Origin of the sequence: Kitasatospora sp. NPDC094015, from assembly GCF_040304075.1 — a bacterium.
GTDB lineage: Bacteria > Actinomycetota > Actinomycetes > Streptomycetales > Streptomycetaceae > Kitasatospora.
The window spans coordinates 41,910-58,949 of sequence record NZ_JBEOUL010000020.1 but is presented as its reverse complement, the minus strand read 5'-3'; the positions used below and the strand labels follow the sequence as shown (position 1 = coordinate 58,949).

The following is a 17,040-nucleotide window of genomic DNA, read 5'->3' as shown; positions in this document are numbered from 1 at the left end:
CCACCCGGCTCCGAATGACCGGTGGGCGCCCGCTCGGTGCTGCGGGTGCCCCTGCCGGAGGGAGGCGAGGGCGATGACCACCGGTCGGGACGGCCTGGTCGAGCGGATCCGCCGGGCGGTGGACGGTGGCGACGGCGCGGCGCTGGAGCCGCTGCTGCTCGCCCTCGCCGCGCTGGCGGACGAGACCCTGCTGCGGCGGGTCGAGGCGGCCCTCGGGCGCCGGCCGACCGGCCGGCGCCCGGGGCGGCGCCGGGTCAGAGCGTCGCGCTCCCCCGCGGGACGGCCGCGAAGGCGCGCTGCTGCCCGGCCGCCGGGGTGACGGTCCAGTCCGGGTGGTGCGGCATCGGCGGGGTCCGGTCGCCGTACAGCCAGGCGGTCAGGAACGGGCCGAGGTCGCGGCCGGCCACCTGCGAGGCGGTGGCGATGTAGTCCCGGGTGCTCGCGTTGCCGTTGTGGAAGCGCTTCAGGAACTCGCGCTCGATCCGGTTGAAGACCTGGTCGCCGACCTCCTGCTGGAGGGCGTAGAGCGCCAGGACGCCGCCCAGGTAGCGCTGGCTGTCGTAGAGGTTCGCGGCGTTCGGCGCGGCCACCGGTCCGGAGTCGTGCCGCCACTGGTCGCCGCGCGCGTAGGTGTCCTTCATCCGCGCCTCCAGCGTGGTGAAGCCCGAGCTGTCGGGCCAGCCGCGCTCGTAGCGGTACAGCAGGCCGTAGTAGTCGGCGTGGCCCTCGTTCAGCCACAGGTCGGCCCAGGTCTGCGGGGTGACGCTGTCGCCGAACCAGGAGTGGGTCAGCTCGTGCACCATGTGCGAGCCGATCTTGGCCTCCGGCTGGAGCAGGAAGCCCGGCTTGTACAGGGTCAGTGTCTGGGTCTCCAGGCCGGTGAAGTCGAAGGCCGCCGGGTCGTCGGTGTCGGCGGGCAGCAGGCCGTAGGTCTCGAACGGGAAGGGGCCGAGCCGCTGTTCCAGCCACCCCAGCTGCCCGGCGGTGAGCGCGAGCGCGGGTTCGGTGGCGGCGGCCCTGGCGGTGGGCACCACGTCGCGCAGCGGCAGGCCGCCCGGCCCCTGCTGCTGGCGGACGGTGTAGGTGCCGACCGAGACCTGCAGCAGCTCGGTGGCGATCGGGTCGCGCGAGACGTAGGTGCGGGTGGTCTGCCCGCCGCTCGAACCGGTCCCGGTCAGCGCACCGCTGGCGACACCCGTCAGGTTGTCCGGCGCGGTGATCCGGACGGAGAACTGCGCCTTGTCGGACGGCACGTCGTTGCACGGGAACACGGTGTGCGCGCCGTCCGGCTGGCCGGCCAGGGCGAAGCCGTCGGCCGTGCGCACCCAGCCGGTGTGCGCGAGCGCGGCGTGCGGGTCGACGGTGTAGCGCACCGACACCCGCATCAGCGCGCCGGGCCGCACCGCCGAGCGCGGCAGCACGGTGAGCTTCTCGTCGTGCGCGCGGAAGGCCGCCGGGGCGCCGTCGACCAGGACGGCGTGCACGTCGAGCCCGAGCGCGTCGAGCTCGAAGGACGGCAGCCGCTGGCCCGCACGGGCGGTCACCTCGGCGGTGGCGTCCACCGTCCGGGTGCCGGCGCGGTAGGTCAGGTCGAGGTCGTAGCGCTGCACGTCGTACCCGGCGTTGCCGAGCGCCGGATAGACCGGGTCGGCCGGGCCCCGGGGGGCGAACGGGGCGGCCGGGCTGCCCGCGGACCAGACCATCGCGGCTGCCAGCAGTACGGCCGGACCGATACGGGAGGGCTTCAGGTCAACCACCACTTCCATGTGCCGTGGGAACGTCACACATGGTAACCGGCAACGGAATCGGGGCCGACACCCCGTCAGATCGAGAAGATCCGCCCCACCATGAACAGGACGGTGGTGGCCACCAGCACCGCGATCAGCAGCATCGGTGCCCACCCGGGCCAGGCGTTGTGCAGTTCCGGCGGCTCCGGGGTCGAGATCTCGTGGCTGGTGCTCGACTCGCACTCCGGGGTCTCGGTCGGCCGCGGCCCGCGCGGGGCCGGGCGGGCAGGGTTCACGGCAGTGGTCACGGTGGCCTCCGGGTCCTCACGCCTCCCCGGCCCGGGAGCGGGCCAGGCCTACCCGACCAGCGTCCCGCGCACCGGCGGCCGGGGCCACTCGCAGCCGCCCGCGATCGCTCGTGGCCGCTCGTGGCCGCTCGTGGCCGCCGCCGCGCACCCCGGGCGCGGACCGGCCAGCATGGGAACCCCGGGACAGCAACCGGCCGGGGGCCACCGCCCGAGGACCACCGCCCCTGGAGGCCGCCGTGCTGCACCGCGTCGCCGAGACGTCCCGGGCCGTCGCCGCCGAGCCGGCCCGCAACGCCAAGACCGCCCTGCTCGCCGACCTGCTGCGCGAGCTCGGTCCGGCGGAGGCCGCCGCGGCGGTCGCCCTGCTGTCCGGCGAGTCCCGGCGCCTGCGGGTCGGCGTCGGCCCGGCGGCGCTGCGCGAACTGCCCGCGCCGGCGGAGCGGCCCTCGCTGGGCGTGCGGGAGACCGAGGCGGCGCTGGAGCGGATCGCCGGGGTGCACGGCGCCGGGGCGCAGGCGCAGCGGCGGCAGCTGCTGGACGGCCTGTTCGGCCGGGCCACCGGCCCCGAGCAGGAGCTGCTGGCCGGGGTCCTGGTCGGCGACCTGCGCCAGGGCGCGTTGGACGCGCTGCTGGGCGACGCGGTCGCCAAGGCCGCCGGGGTGCCCGCCACGGCCGTGCGGCGGGCGCTGATGCTGCGCGGCTCGGCCCGCGCGGTGGCCGACGCGGCGCTGACCGGCGGCGAGCCGCGGCTGAGCGCCTTCGGGCTCGAGGTCGGCCGGGCGGTGCGGCCGATGCTGGCCGGTACCGCCCCGGACACCACCGCCGCCCTGGAGCGGATCACCGGCCCGGCGGCGCTGGAGTGGAAGCTCGACGGGATCCGGGTCCAGGTGCACCGGGACGGCCCGGAGGTCGCCGTGTTCACCCGCAGCCTGGACGAGATCACCGGCCGGGTGCCCGAGCTGGTGGAGGCGGCGCTCGCCCTGCCGGTGCGCTCGGCCGTCCTGGACGGCGAGGCGATCGCGCTCGGCCCGGACGGGCGCCCGCGCCCGTTCCAGGTGACCGGTGCCCGGACCGCGTCCCGGCAGGATCCGGCCCGGCTGCGCGCCGAGACCCCGCTGACCCCGTACTTCTTCGACCTGCTGCACCTGGACGGCGAGGACCTGCTGGACCGGCCGGCCGCCGAGCGCTGGGCGGCGCTGGGGCGGGCCGTGCCGGCCGGGCAGCGGGTGCCGGGCCTGCTGACGGACGACCCGGGGCAGGCGGCGGAGTTCCTGCGCGACGCGCTCCGGCACGGGCACGAGGGCGTGCTGGTGAAGGACCCGGCAGCGCTGTACGCGGCGGGGCGGCGCGGCGCGGGCTGGATCAAGGTGAAGCCGCACCACACCCTGGACCTGGTGGTGCTGGCCGCCGAGTGGGGTTCCGGCCGCCGCCGGGGTTTCCTGAGCAACCTGCACCTGGGCGCACGCTCGGGCGGTGAGCCGGGGCTGCCGCCGTGGGTGATGCTCGGCAAGACCTTCAAGGGGCTGACGGACGCGCTGCTGGTCTGGCAGACCCGCGAGCTGCTGGCCCGGGAGACCGGGCGGGACGGGTACGCGGTGCTGGTGCGGCCCGAACTGGTGGTGGAGATCGCCTTCGACGGCCTCCAGCGCAGCACCCGCTACCCGGCGGGCCTGGCGCTGCGGTTCGCCCGGGTGGTCCGCTACCGGGACGACAAGCCGGCCGCGGAGGCGGACACGGTGGCGACGGTCCGGGCCCTGGCGACCGGGCTGACGGGCTGACGGGCTGACGGGCTGACGGGCTGACGGGCCGACGCAAGACCTTGCCGGCCAGGCCGGTGGACCCCGGCCGGCAAGGTCGGCGGATCGCCGCCGCTACTGGATGACGCAGCAGGTACAGCTGCCCTCGGCGTGCCGCGGCGGGCGCGGGCGCACCGGTCCGGTGGGCACCGGAGCGGGCCGCTGGTCGGGATCCAGCGCCGGGTGCCGGCGGTAGAGCTCGGCCAGCAGGTTCGCCCCGTGGGCCCTGAGTTCGCCGGGCATGGCCTCGTAGCCGCCAGGGCCGGGCGGGATGCCAGCGGCCCGGAAGTCCTCGCCGGTCAGCACCATCCCGTTCGGGTCGTTTCCGTTCAGCCTGCTCAACGCCCTGCCGAGCCCGAGCCCGATGCCGACCTCCTTGCTGGTGGGGGCGTCGGTCACCAGCCAGTCCGTGCCCTTGACCCCGAAGATCTTGTGCAGGTCCATCATCCCCTTGCGGATCTTCCGCAGGTCCGCTTCGGGCGTGTTGCTGTCGAACGGCTTGTTGGCCGCGTCGGCCTTCCCCAGCATGGCCTCGTGCAGGCCGACCACCTGTACGCCGTTGACGGTCTCCACCGACTTCGCCGGGAGGAACCCCGGTGGCACCTCCACCTCGATCCGCTCCCCGCCGTGGTCCAGCGTGAACATGTGCTCCGAGGCCATCCGGCCGTTCAGCAGCTCCGCCACGCGGCCGGTTGCCATCGGCTCGCCGTGCGCGCCCGGGAACAGGTCGATGTCGTCGGTGGGGCGGTCCAACAAGCCGTGGATCTTCAGCGCCTGGCTGCCTCCCACCACCAGGTTCACGTCCTGCAGACCGGTCAACCGCTGCGCGACCTCGAACCTCGCGCGCTCCCGCGGCGGCGACCCGGCGTCCGGGGCCGGCACGTGGGCGGTGTCGAGGCCGGCGGTGCCGTCGACGCTGTCAGGGTGCGCGGGGCCCCGGGGGTGGTCGGCCGTGATCCCGTCATGGTGGACGGTCGGCGCCGGCGCCCCGGACCGGGCACCGGGGTGACCGGCCGGACCGCTGCCTTCCTCGGACACCGCGGGCGGCGGCGGGGCCGGGTGCGGTTGCGGCGGCTCCGGCCCCGTCCCGGTGCCGACCACGACGTAGTTGCCGTTCTCGTCGATGCTCTCCCGGATCACCCGCATCTCCTCCCGACGCCGCGCCAACTCCGCAGCATCGTGCCCCGACACCGGATCCACCCGATCCGGCACCGGACCCGGATGCGTCCCCGAACCCACCACGACGTAGTTGCCGTTCTCGTCGACGCTCTCCCGGATCACCCGCATCTCCTCCCGACGCCGCGCCAACTCCGCAGCATCGTGCCCCGACACCGGATCCACCCGATCCGGCACCGGACCCGGATGCGTCCCCGAACCCACCACGACGTAATTGCCGTTCTCGTCGACGCTCTCCCGGATCACCCGCATCTCCTCCCGACGCCGCGCCAACTCCGCAGCATCGTGCCCCGACACCGGATCCACCCGATCCGGCACCGGACCCGGATGCGTCCCCGAACCTTCGACCGCGTAACGCTCGTCGATGGTCGCCCGGTCCGCGGGGCGCAGCGGGCCCGGAACGTCCGACAGGGCGAAGAACGCGCCGACGTCCGCGAGCGCGCCGGCCGCGTCGACCGGATTGGCCCGGCCGCCGGTGTTCAGGGCGAGCGGGTCCGGGCCGTAGAGCCGTTCCAGCAGGTCGATCAGGTCCGGCTCGTTGCGGCGGACCCAGTCCGGACCGGTGTGGCGCGCTTGCCCGGTGCCCGGATCCGTGCCGTGGTTGGTGGACAGGTAGGCATTGCTGACCTGGGCGAAGTACTCCAACTCGTCGGTCGAGCTGTAGTTCTCGGACTCCAGCCCGTGCCTGCGCCGGGTTCCGTCCACCCATTCGACGTCGTGGCCTTGGGCCCGGCGCCTGGCGAACGCCTCGGTGATCGCCGTACGGTCGCCGGCTTCGAGGCCGAACTGGTGGATGGTGTGGGCGAATTCGTGTGTGGTGGTGGAGTACCCGTCCTGGTAGCCGCCGCCCGGTCCGATCGGCGTCCGCCCGCCGAGCAGGTTCTCCTCCGTGACGCCGGCACGCAGACCACCGGAGCCCCGGATGTCGTCCCATCCGCGTCCGTGTCCGGACTCGCCGCCGGCAGCCTGCCCGCGGAGGTTCTCGAAGCCCGGGACGCTGGTCATCCGGATGTCCCGCGGTACGACCACCACCTCCGCGCCCGACACCAGCAGGCGGGCGGTGACGGCAGGATCCCGCAGCATCCTGGCCACCTGCGACTGGGCTTCGTGGCGGGCCGCGCCCGGCTCGGTGGCCCGGGGGTCGACGTGCACCATCAGGTGCGCCGCCGTCTGGGCGAAGTCGCCGGGCGACAGGTCCCGCAGGCTGTCGACGAAGGCCTGGTCCCGGGAGAGGTGGCGGCGCATCTCGGGTGTCATGTCGCCGAGGGCCCGGAGGCGGTCCCGCTGGGTCATCCGCGGGATCGAATCACGGGTGGGGACGTGCACGACGCCACTCGGGTCGTCGCCGGGCCGGGCCCGCCACAGCTCCTCCTGCTCCCGCCGGTGCTCGCGCTGCTCCAGGGTGTGCGGCCGGCTCGGGCCGGTGGGGTTCGTGCCACGACGGCGGACCGGGCCGAGGGCCGACCCGTTGGCGGGGGCCGAGGGCTGCCCGTGGGAGCCGCCGGGCGAGGCGGACTGCTGGTGCCCGGAACCACCGCCCGGGTGTCCACCGACCGGCGACTGTCCGGTCGGGGCGTGTCCGGCCGGGGCGTGTCCGGTGGTGAAGCCGCCCGCCGAGGGCAGGGCCGCGCCCGCTCCGGCGGTCGACGGGGGTACGGCTCCGTCGCCGGCGGCGCCGGTCGGCGTAGGGGTGGCGGGCGCCGGGCCGGCGGGGCGTTCTTCGGCAGGGGTACGGCCGGGGGCGGGACCGGCGGCGATTCGGGTGCCGTCGAGGTGGGTCCCGCCCGGGCCGCCGGCTCCGCCACCGGCGGCCGGCCCGGAATCCGGTGCGGCGTGGGACGGGGGAACCGGCGGCGGCGGCGCGGGTTGCGCGGAGGAATGGCCGCCCTCGACGGGCGTCTCCACCCGGCCGTGCTCCGGGCGCGGCGAACCCCCGGACGGCATGTCGTCCGGCGCCACGACCCGACCGTGCTCCCGCACCGGCCCGCCGCCGGAACCCCCGGCGACCTCGCCCGCACCACCGTCCGGATGCCGCGGACGCTCCTCGCGCACCGGACCACCACCCGAGTCCCCACCCGCGACCGGGTGCTCGACGGACCGACCGAGCGGCCGCTCGACGGGCGTCTCCACCCGCCCGTGCTCCGGGCGCGGCGAACCCCCGGACGGCGCGTCGTCCGGCGCCACGACCCGACCGTGCTCCCGCACCGGCCCGCCGCCGGAACCCCCGGCGACCTCGCCCGCACCACCGTCCGGATGCCGCGGACGCTCCTCGCGCACCGGACCACCACCCGAGTCCCCACCCGCGTGCCCGCCCGCGGCGTGCTCGGTGATCGATGGCTGCTCGGCCGGCGGCCGGTGATCGGCCGCCGGGCTGTCGGGCCGCGCGCTCGGCGGGTGCTCCGAGCCGAACGGGACCAGGCCGGACGGCCGGGGAGCATCACCGCTCGCGATGCCCCGGGAACCGCCCGCTCCGGTGCCCTCGCCCCCGGTGGGGCCGACGTAGGCCTCGTCGCCGCCGAGCCCGCTCCGGGACCTGCTGCCGGATCCGCTGTCCGCCCCGCTCCCGGACCCGCTTCCGGACCAGGCGGAGGGTCCGCCGGCGCCGCGTTCCGTGCTGAACGTCGGCGGCCCGTCCTGGCGGCCGTGCGCGGCGGGATCGGGGATGCCGGCGTGCGAGCCCGGCAGCGTGGGCTCCCTGAAGTGGGACCTGGCAGCGGCGGCCCCGGCGTGCAGACCCGCCCCCGCGCCCCCGCTGAGTCCGGAGCCGAGCAGCGAGCCGCCGTCGACCTTGCCGGTGGTGATCAGCTGGGTGGCAGCGTCCGTGCCGACCCCGACACCGGCGCCGACGGCCATCTTGCCGACCGTGGACTCCATGGCCCGGCCGAGACCGAGCTTGGCCCCGGCCGCTCCCACGCCCTTGCCGATGAGGTGGCCGGTGGCACCGGCGACCGCGCCGCCCAGGGCGTTCTGACCGACCTCCTTCATGTCGATGCTCTTGCGGTGGCCTTCGGCGAGTTCGATGGCCTGCGCCATCAGGTTGATCGCCGCCATCTGCAGGGCCTGCTTCGCCGCGAGCGCGAGCATCTCCTTGAGCAGCGTCTTCAGGATCTGCTGGACGGCGGCCCGGCCGGTGGCGATCATCACCGGGACCTGGACCAGGGAGGCGCCGGCCGTGACCGGGGCCTCGGCCTCGGCGGTGGCGATCTCGAACGCCAGGATTCCCAGCTGCGCGATGATCTGGATCTTCGCGGTCTCTGCGGAGTTCGCCATCGACTCCAGCATGTCCCCCATGCCGGCGCACGCCTGGTACAGGCCCGGGAGGTAGCCGGGCTCGTCCTCGGTGCCCTTGCCGACCATGTACTGGGCCCAGTGCGCGGTGAGCGCCTCGGCGGCCCGGCCGGTCTGGCCGTCCAGCGAACGCTTGACGGTGGCGTCGGCCGCGTGGGCGGCGTCCTGGAGGCCGGTGGCCGTCCTGCGCCAGTGCTCGGCCATGTCGCGCAGCTGGTCCTCGTCGGCTTCCGGCCAGCGGGTGCCGGCCAGCAGCAGCAGGACCCACTGGAGCGGCTCGGGGAGTTCGACTGCCATGTCAGTGCTTTCCGCTCGTGCTCGGGTGGTGCCCCATGGAGACCGGGGCGGGAATGTGCTGGGTGGGGGTGTAGGCGGGTGGTGGGGCGACGGCCGCACCTTCGGGGTCGCCGGAGAAGTCGGAGGTCGCGGATCCCTCACTGCCGTCGTAGCCGTCGGCCATGGCCTTGAGGCCGTCGGCGATGTAGCGGATCCCGTCGGGCATTCCCTTGAGGGCCTTCAGGGTCTGGGCGCTGTAGTGCAGGTAGCCCTTCTCGCCCTCGGCGAACTGCTTGCCGGACTCGTCGTCCCCCCACGGGGAGTTGCCCTCCATGCCGGGCAGGTACGAGCTGAGGGCCGAGTGGAGCGCGGCGATCCGGTCCGACACCGCCAGCATCGGCGGGACCGCGGCCCGGTACTGGTCGGGGTTCACCCGGAACCCCTGGCCGGAGCCGCCCTCCGCCGACGCGCCGGACGACTTGGGCACCGCGCGGGTGCTCTGCCCCGCAACGGCCGGGCGGCCCGCGACCGCAACGGACCCGCCGTCGGGAACCCGGCCCTCGGCAGGCGGCACGCCGGTGCTCCTGGCCCCGAACTCCTGCGCACCGGCGGACACCGAGGCCCCCTCCAGCGGCACCGCCTCGTCGGCGGGACGGCTTTCCAGGGTGTCACCCGAGGTCTTCCGGGCCGCGACGACGCTGCCGAGCGGGCCGGCGGCCACCTGCTCGGACCCGGCGGGCCCCGCGGAGACCCGGAGGGCCGGCGTCACGCCTTCCGGGTATCCGGAGGCGGGCGCCGGCTGCGCCGGTACGAACTCCGGCTCGGCACCGCGCGGCGCCGCCGCCACCTGCGCCGGCACGAACTCGGCCGCCGCCTGGTCCTCCGGGCGCCCTTGCCGGGCCGGGACGACCGTCTCGAACGGCGAGGCCGGCACGAATTCGCTCCCGTCCTCGCTCGGACGTCCGGGTCGGCTGGGGCGGTACTCGGCCGCCTGGTACTCGGTCATGACGCTTCCTCATCGGGGCAGCAACGGGTGGGTGGGGCGGACCGCCGGGTGGCGGCTCGAGGGCGGCCAGCATGGGCGGGCCGGCATGGGCGGGCCGGTGCGTCCGGCGGTCGGGCCGGTGGTTCAGGCGGTCGGGCCGGTGGCGATCCGGGCGAGGGCGGCCCGCAGGAACGGGCTGGGCACCTGGTAGCCGCCCTCCTCCCGGATCGGGGTCGGCGCCGGCGGGGCGGCCCGGTCCGCGCTCCGCGGCGCTCCGGCGTCCTCGCCGTCCGGTCGTCCCCGCCGGGCGGCCGCCGCCCGCGCCCGGTCCAGGTACTCGTCCTCCGCCGTGCGGGCAGCATCGGGCGCGCCACCGCCGGAAGCGGCCGCGCCGGGGACGGCTGCGTCGGGGGATGCCGTGCCCTCGGCAGGCTCGGCCGCCCCCGCGGCTCCGGCCGCCGGAGCCGCGGTGGGATCAGGGCCGGTGCCGGTCCCGAGCAGTGCCCCCGCCAGTTGGGTCAGCAGGGCGTTCTGGTCGGGGGCCGGTGGTTCGGCCGTCGTCGTCGTGCCCGCCCGGTCGACCTCGGTGGTGCGGGCCTCGTCCAGCCAGCGCTGCCGCATCCGCCGCCAGCGCTGCTCGGCCGCCGGCGCGTCGGCGGCCTCGCCGAAGATCCCGGCGTCGGTGCGCGCGGCCGTCGCCGCGTCCTCGCCGTCGGTGCCGAAGCGGGTCGGGCGCACGAACCGGCTGCCGGCCCGGCCCTCCTTGCCGCCTCGGCCCGCGCCGGCGCCCCCGCCACCCGGCAGGTGGGCCCCTCCCGGGGCCCCGGGTCGGCCGGCCGACCCGGCCGCGGCGCCCGCCGCGGTCGTCCGTCCGGCGGCGGCCGCGCGACCTGCTGCGGCGGCCGCTCCCCCGACCTGCGCGGCGGCACCGGTGAAACCGGCGACGCCGCCGCCCCCGCCGCCAAGGGCTCCGAGACCCCCCGCCGAACCACCCGCGAACGCGCCCCCGCCCGAACCACCCGCGCCGGAGAACGGGGCCAGCGAGCCCGCACCGCCGCCGCCCCTGCCGGGGTCGAAGCCCGGCAGGCCCGCGAGGTCGAGGCTCCCCGTCCGGCCGGCCGGTACGGGGCTGAACACCGGGAGGCCCGGCGCCGTACGTCCGCCCGCCGACGGTAGCTGCGGGGTCGGCGGCCGGAAGGGCTTGAGACCGGGAGCGTTGCCGTGCCCGCTCCGGGGCACGCCGGTGCCGCCCGCGCCACCGCCCGCACCTCCACCGGCGTCACCGTCGCCGCCCGATCCCGGGAGGCCGCCGCCGGTAGGGCCACCGCCGAGGTCCCCGGCTCCGGGCGGCGGGGCGCCGTCCAGGCCCATCCCCCCGCCGCCGGCCCCGCCCGGGCCGCCCGGGCCGCCCGCGCCGCCCGCGCCGCCCGCGCCCGTCAGCGTGGCCGACTTCCCCGCACCCGTCATCGACTCGATGTGGCCCGCGCTCCCCCGCAGCATCGTGTCGACGTTGGAGCCGACCTGGCCGACGTAGCCGTGGTAGGTGTCCGCCGCCGTCCGGATGCCGGCGGACTTGGCGAGGTCGTCGTGCTTCCCGGCCGGGTTCTGCTCGATGTACTGCTTGGCGTAGGTGAGTTCGCGCACCATCTCCGTCTTGGTCTCGGTGACGGCCTGGCCGGCGCCGCGCACCGATTGCGCCACCGCCTGGGCGGCCAGCAGCGTGGTCGGCGCATGGGAGTCCGCGCGCCCGGCGTACTTGTCCAGGTACTGCTGGAAGGCGTCCGCCGCCTCTCCCGTCATGCCGTCGAGAGCGCGCCGGGCGTGGTCCACGATGCTCCGGACGTAGCCGTCCGCCACCTCGTTCCACTTCTCCCACGCGGTCGCGAGGTCCGCGAGCAGGTCCTCGTTCGCGTCGGGGAAGGCGATGTCCGCGCCGTGCTCGTTGGACTGGACGATCTTCAGGACCTCGGCGAGGTCGGCCGGAAGTTCGATCATGGGGAGGCTCACTCTCTCGGGCGGTGGTCGGGACGGGCGGGCGCGGGTCGTGGATCCGGCGGCGGATCAGATCAGCAGGTTGCGGCCGCCGCCGTGCGGGGCCGGGTCGTGCGGCCGAGGGGTGTTGTAGGTCAGCTCGGGCGCCGCGGCACCCTGGTAGCCGCTGCCCGGAGCGGTCACCGGAGCGGGGGCGGGCCCGGGAGCAGCGCCGGGGGCCGGCAGGGCGGGCGGCGCGGCCGGGGCGCCGGCGCCGTCCAGGACCCGGGTGAGGTCCGAGGCGTGCAGGTCGTCCGTGGCACGGTGGTTGTCGCACATCACCCGGAGGTTCTGCGCCATCGCGGCGGAGTTCTTCAGGAAGGCCCGGATGCCCGTGAGCACCTGCTCCTGGTGGTCCGCCAGGCCGCCGACCGAGGACCCCCCACCCTGGAGGGCCTTGCCCAGCAGGTCCGTGCCGTACACGGAGGGCCTGATCTGCTTCACCACCGCCTCCAGGTGGTTGGTCGGCGCCTCCAGGTCGTCCACCATCCCGCGAATCAGTCGTGCCGCCGTCTCCACCTCGGAAAGGTCGATCCGGAATTCCGCCGCAGCCACCTGGGCCCTCCCTTGAACATCGCGATGTCGAGTCCTGCTGCCGGCAGCCGGCGCCCCGGTCAGAGCGTGACCGGGCCGTCCGCTCCGACCACGCACAGGCCGCCGTCGCCGAAGGCGACCGCCAGCGGCGTGCGGTCCAGCCGAATTTCGTCGAGCAGCTTCCGGCTGGCCAGGTGCCAGACCCGGAGCGTCGAGTGCGCGTCCCCGGCCACCACCACCGTCTCGCCGTCCAGTTCCTCGCAGCCGAGCGAGCGGATCCCCGCGGCGCCGCCGGGCAGGTCGGCGATCCGGTGGCCGCCGACCAGGTCCCAGCCCAGCACCGTGCCGTCCGCACTGCCGGCCAGCACCACCGGACGGCTGGCCAAGGTGCCGATCGCCAGCGCCTCGGCGGGCGCCCGCAGCCCTTCCAGCACCGGGCCGAGCTGTCCGCCGTCCAGGTCCCGGAGTCGGACGACCCGGTCCCGGCCGGCGCTGGCGAGCACCCGGCGTCCGCCCACCGCACCGCACGCCAGCGCGGTCACGCCGCCTCGGTGGAGCGCCAGTTGACGCAGCGCCGAACCGTCGCGCGCGTCCCGGACCCGGACCGTGCCGTCCGCTCCGCCCGAGACCAGGACGGGCGCCACGCCGGGCTGCGCGTCCGCGAAGAGCAACCCGGTCACCGGCCCGGTGTGCGGGGCGGGGACGGACAGCGGGGCGCCGTCGCGCAGCCGGTGACAGCGCACGCCGCCGGAGACGGTCCCGCAGACCAGCACCGGTTCGTCCGCGACGCTCACCACGGCGACCGATCCCACCGGTCCGCCGTCCGGCTCCACGGTGCAGATTCCGGTACGCCGCGGCGCGTCCCACACCCGGACCCGGCCGTCGCCGTAGCCGGCCACCAGCACCGGCCGGCCCGCCGGCCCACCGGCCGCGAGGGCATTGACTGGTGCCCGGTCGGCGCCCGACGTCCATGGCGGCTCGCAGCCGGCGGAGACCGTCCCGGCCCGCGGGTCCCAGTACCGGATCCGTCCGTGCTCGTCGCCCACGGCCAGCATCCGCACGCCGGCGATCGGGACCTCGACCAGGCTGGTCGGCCAGCCGCCCGGAAGCGGGCGGCCACCGAGCGCGGTGCCCCCGTACACGTCCCAGGTGCGCAGGGTGCCGTCGAGCGCGGCCGAGGCCAGCACCGGGCGGCCGTCCAGCTCGGTGAAGGCCAGGGCGGTCACGGACGCGCCGTGGCCCGCGAGCACCCCGGCGCAGCGGCCGGTGGCGAGGTCCCACAGCCGGATGTCACGGTCCTGGCCGGCGGAGGCCAGCACCGCCTGGTCCCCGAGCGGGAGCACGGCCAGCGCCGTGACCGGCCCGGTGTGGCCGACGAGCCGGTGCAGCAGGACGCCGGCGCCGGCGTCCCACACCCGGACGGTGCCGTCGGGGGAGGCGGCGGCGACCAGGTCGAGACCGCCGCAGCCGGCGTGCACCAGCGCGGTCGCGCCCGCTCCCTCGCAGTCGAGCAGCCCGAGGCTTCGGCCGTCCTCGGCCCGCCAGGCCCGGACCTCCCCGTGGCGGCCCCCGGAGAACACCAGCGGTACGCCCTGGACCGACCCGGCGGCCACCACCTGCGCCCCTTCGCCGCCCGAGGTGCCGTACCGCCGCGCGCCGGTGGCCGCGTCCCAGACCTGCACGGCGCCGTCGGCCGCGCCGACCGCGAAGAGTTCGCGGCCCTGGACCGTACCGAGCGCCACGGCGCTGGGGAGCAGCCCGGCCTCGCCGTCGGATCCGCCCAGGGAGCCGCCGTCCGGCAGCCGTCCGATCCCGAACCCGCGGCCGCCGTCGGTCACCGCGAACGCGGGGCCGCCGCCGACCGTGCCGATCGTGGCGGTCGGGCGGACCGACCCGGAGGTCGCCTCGGCGCTGTCCGGACGCAGGACGGCGAGCGGGAGCCGGCCGTACTCCAGTGGCCGGAGCAGCTGCGCGGCGAGAACCTCCAGCAGGCGGGCGGCCGGCGGGACCGGCGTGTCGGTGCCGTCCGACCAGCAGCGGTCACCGACGACCAGCCGCCCGGCGCCCGGGTCGGCGGCCCGCAGGGTGTCCGGCCCCGGCACGGCGGCCCGGAGCTGCGCCAGCAGACGGCCCGTCACCGCTCGGTCCAGCCGGCCGTGTCGTACCGTGGCGCCCTCGGGCGTGTCGTGGCGGACCAGCACCGACCCGTCCTCGTCGATCGTCAATTCAACTCTCCCCGAGGGGAGTTGATCGGATCCGGCGGTGTAGCGAAGGGTGCTCGACATCGTCTCCCCAGGAGCGTCGGACCGGGCGTCGGCGGATGGACGGCCACGGCGGTGCGGTGGCGACAGGGCGGTACGGCGGTGGCGGAAGCACACGGCAGCGCGTGGCGCCGCCGCACTTCGAGCGCAGGCACGTTCCGGCAGGTTCGAGCGGTTCGGACCGTTCGACGGCCGCTCGGAAGCGGATTCCTCCATCGAACCGGGCGCCCGGTCAGCGGACCAGGCGGTTCCACCGGCAGAACTGCGGCACGCCATAATTCTGCCGGGGCACAACCGGCAGCAGCGCCGGATCCCGCAGGTCAGGGGGTTACGGACGTGAGCGGCAGCGACACCGGGGCGGCGGACGGATTCGGCCGGCGGTTGCTCGAGCTCAGGACCGGCTCGGGGCTGAGCCAGGAGGAGCTCTCCCAGGCCGCCGGAATCAGCGTCCGGGCCTTGGCGGACATGGAACGCGGACGCACCCGGGGGCCCCAGCGACGGACCGTCCAGGCGCTCGCCGAGGCGCTGCGCCTCGATCCCGCGCAGACCGAGGCCCTGGAGCAGGCCGCCCGGGCGGGGCGGCCCCGCCCGCGGCCCGAGACGGCTCCGGCGGCCTGGAGCCCGCTGGCGCTGCCGCGCGACATCCGGGACTTCACCGCGCGTCGCGACGTCCTGGCCGGACTGCGCGCGCTGACCGGGGAGGCCGCGGCGGGCCACGCCCCGGTGGCCGTGATCTCGGGGCAGCCGGGCCTGGGGAAGACCGCATTCGCGGTGCACGCCGCGCACGGCCTGGCCGCGGACTTCCCGGACGGGCAGTTCGCGATCGATCTGCACGGAATGGACACCCGGCCGACCGATCCCCGCGAAGCCGTCGCCCGCCTGCTCCGCGCCCTCGGCGTCGCCGAGCGCGGGATCCCCGCCGGACTCGACGACCGGTCGGGCCTGCTGCGCACCGTCCTGGGCGAGCGCCGCCTGCTGCTGCTCCTGGACAACGCGGCCGACGAAGCGCAGGTTCGGCCGCTGCTGCCGGGCGCCGGGCCGTCCCTGACGCTGGTGACCAGTCGTCACGCGCTGGCCGGGCTCGAGTCCGTGCACCGGGTCGAACTCGCGGTCCTGCGCCGCGAGGAGGCGGTGGAGCTGCTGACCCGGATCATCGGTCCCGAGCGGGTCGGCCGGGAGGCGCAGGCCGTACGTGACCTGGCGGACCTGTGCGGGCACCTGCCGCTGGCCGTCCGGATCGCCGGGCAGCGGCTGGCGGCGAGGCCGCACGAGCGCATCGGCAAGCTGGTCACCCTGCTGGCCGAGGAGGAACGGCGGCTCGACGGGCTGCAGGCAGGCGGGCTCCGGGTCCGGCCCGCGTTCGCCCTCTCGTACCAGCAGCTGAGCCTGCCCGCCCGGGCCGTGTTCCGGCGGTCCGCCCTGGCCGCCGGTGCGGACTTCGGCCCGGAGGCCGCCGCCGTGCTCGCCGACCTCCCGATGGCGCAGGCCGCGCGGTGCGCGGAGGAGCTGACCGACGCCGGCCTGCTTCAGCCGCACGCAGCCACCGAGCGCTACCGCTTCCACGACCTGCTCCGGCTGTTCGCGACCGAGCAGGTGGCCGCCGAGGACGGCCCCGAGGAGTGCGAGGCGGCGCTGGACCGGGCCGCCCGCTGGATGCTGAGCCGGGCGACCGCCGCGGCGCTGCGCTTCGACGCCGACCGCCACCTGGACGAGCCCGAGGGCGACCCCGACCCGGCCGGCGCACCTCGTGACCGCGAGGAGGCCCGCGCGTGGCTTGAGGCGGAGCGGGCCCAGTGGCTGGCCGCGCTGCGCCGGTCGCGGGCCGCCGGCCGCCACCGCGAGGTGATCGACGCGGCCGAGGCGATGCACTGGTTCTCCGACCTCTACCAGCACTGGGAGCTGTGGAGCGAGGTGTACGAGCACTCCGTGGAGTCCGCGCGGGCCCTGGGCAGCCGGCAGGAGGAGGCGGTCCACCTCAACTACCTGGCGTGGGCGCACAACATCTGCCGCTACGACTACCTGGCCGCACTGGAGGCCTCCGGGCTCGCCCTGGCGGCGGCCCGGGAGACCGGGGACCGGCTGCAGACGGGCTGGGCGCTGGGCAGTTCGGCGAGCGCACTGCACCGGCTCGGGCGGATCGGCGAGGCCACCGGACTGCTCCGGGAGGCCGCCGCCGGCCTGGCCGGGCAGACCACCGCCAACGGGCGACTGTGCGAGCTGACGATCCTCAACACCCTGGGCCACCACCTCCGGGACGCCGGCGAGACGGAGGAGGCGCTCGCCATCCACCGCCGCAGCGAGGCCATCTGCGAGGCGGGCATGCCGGAGCAGGCGCCCGAGCTGGTGATCCAGTACCTGGCGGTGGCGCTGGTGGAGGTCGGCCGAGATCTGGCCGCGCTCGGCCGCTGGGCCGAGGCCGAGTCGCCGCTGCGGCGGGCCGTCACGCTGTTCGAGGCGGCCGAGATGCCCGCCTGGAGCGAGCCCGCCCGGCTCGACCTCGGCCGGGTGCTGCGCCGGCTCGCCCGCTACCCCGAGGCCCGCGAGTACCTGGTCGCGGCCGGCGACGGGCTCGGCCTGCTGAACAACCCCCGCCTGGTGGAGGTGTCCGCCGAACTCACCGAACTCGACCGGGTGCACCGCGGCTGAGCGCCGGGCGCA

Annotated in this window: 9 protein-coding genes and 1 pseudogene; 3 read left to right on the top strand and 7 right to left on the bottom strand. The window is 76.3% G+C overall.

All coding sequences use genetic code 11. From position 1 onward, the window contains the following. Window positions 1-73 precede the first annotated feature (73 nt). Window positions 74-319, top strand: a complete 246-nt coding sequence (locus ABT014_RS22735) for a hypothetical protein (RefSeq protein ID WP_350640849.1) — start codon at window positions 74-76, stop codon at window positions 317-319. On the opposite strand, the gene ABT014_RS22730 is transcribed toward ABT014_RS22735, so the two are convergent. Together ABT014_RS22730 and ABT014_RS22725 are read right to left on the bottom strand one after the other, a co-directional pair. Further along, window positions 255-1,766 (bottom strand): M1 family metallopeptidase, encoded by a 1,512-nt coding sequence (locus ABT014_RS22730; RefSeq protein ID WP_350640847.1) that lies wholly within the window; start codon window positions 1,764-1,766, stop codon window positions 255-257. The two genes, ABT014_RS22735 and ABT014_RS22730, sit on opposite strands and share 65 nt — an antisense overlap. A 56-nt stretch (window positions 1,767-1,822) precedes the next feature. Further along, a pseudogene (locus tag ABT014_RS22725) lies at window positions 1,823-2,041 on the bottom strand (DUF6480 family protein); the annotation flags it as partial. Between the two features lie 230 nt (window positions 2,042-2,271). Between ABT014_RS22725 and ABT014_RS22720 the strand changes: the two are divergent. After that, on the top strand, window positions 2,272-3,813 hold the full coding sequence (locus ABT014_RS22720; protein ID WP_350640846.1) for an ATP-dependent DNA ligase: 1,542 nt from the start codon (window positions 2,272-2,274) through the stop codon (window positions 3,811-3,813). Window positions 3,814-3,906: 93 nt separating this feature from the next. Here the strand turns inward: ABT014_RS22720 and ABT014_RS22715 are convergent, their stop codons facing one another. The 5 genes from ABT014_RS22715 to ABT014_RS22695 form a co-directional block, all read right to left on the bottom strand. Beyond that, the gene (locus ABT014_RS22715) at window positions 3,907-8,592 is read right to left on the bottom strand and encodes a WXG100-like domain-containing protein (protein ID WP_350640845.1); all 4,686 of its coding nucleotides are present in this window, start codon (window positions 8,590-8,592) and stop codon (window positions 3,907-3,909) included. Between the two features lies 1 nt (window position 8,593). Continuing rightward, complete coding sequence (locus ABT014_RS22710) at window positions 8,594-9,577, bottom strand: hypothetical protein (protein ID WP_350640844.1); 984 nt, start codon at window positions 9,575-9,577, stop codon at window positions 8,594-8,596. Between the two features lie 123 nt (window positions 9,578-9,700). After that, complete coding sequence (locus tag ABT014_RS22705) at window positions 9,701-11,551, bottom strand: WXG100-like domain-containing protein (RefSeq protein WP_350640843.1); 1,851 nt, start codon at window positions 11,549-11,551, stop codon at window positions 9,701-9,703. A 66-nt stretch (window positions 11,552-11,617) separates the two neighbouring features. After that, window positions 11,618-12,142, bottom strand: coding sequence for a hypothetical protein (locus tag ABT014_RS22700; protein WP_350640842.1), 525 nt, complete (start codon window positions 12,140-12,142; stop codon window positions 11,618-11,620). A gap of 59 nt (window positions 12,143-12,201) precedes the next feature. Further along, complete coding sequence (locus tag ABT014_RS22695) at window positions 12,202-14,346, bottom strand: WD40 repeat domain-containing protein (RefSeq protein WP_350640841.1); 2,145 nt, start codon at window positions 14,344-14,346, stop codon at window positions 12,202-12,204. Between the two features lie 372 nt (window positions 14,347-14,718). On the opposite strand from ABT014_RS22695, the gene ABT014_RS22690 reads away from it, so the two are divergent. Further along, window positions 14,719-17,028 carry an ATP-binding protein gene (locus ABT014_RS22690; RefSeq protein ID WP_350640840.1) on the top strand — a complete coding sequence of 770 codons (2,310 nt, stop codon included), beginning with the start codon at window positions 14,719-14,721 and terminating at the stop codon, window positions 17,026-17,028. The last annotated feature ends 12 nt before the right edge of the window (window positions 17,029-17,040 follow it).

Bases quoted from the DNA above. Each gene is read 5' to 3' on its own strand.
- ABT014_RS22735 (WP_350640849.1), top strand. From the start codon at position 74: ATGACCACCGGTCGGGACGGCCTGGTCGAGCGGATCCGCCGGGCGGTG.
- ABT014_RS22730 (WP_350640847.1), bottom strand. From the start codon at position 1,766: ATGGAAGTGGTGGTTGACCTGAAGCCCTCCCGTATCGGTCCGGCCGTA.
- ABT014_RS22715 (WP_350640845.1), bottom strand. From the start codon at position 8,592: ATGGCAGTCGAACTCCCCGAGCCGCTCCAGTGGGTCCTGCTGCTGCTG.
- ABT014_RS22710 (WP_350640844.1), bottom strand. From the start codon at position 9,577: ATGACCGAGTACCAGGCGGCCGAGTACCGCCCCAGCCGACCCGGACGT.
- ABT014_RS22705 (WP_350640843.1), bottom strand. From the start codon at position 11,551: ATGATCGAACTTCCGGCCGACCTCGCCGAGGTCCTGAAGATCGTCCAG.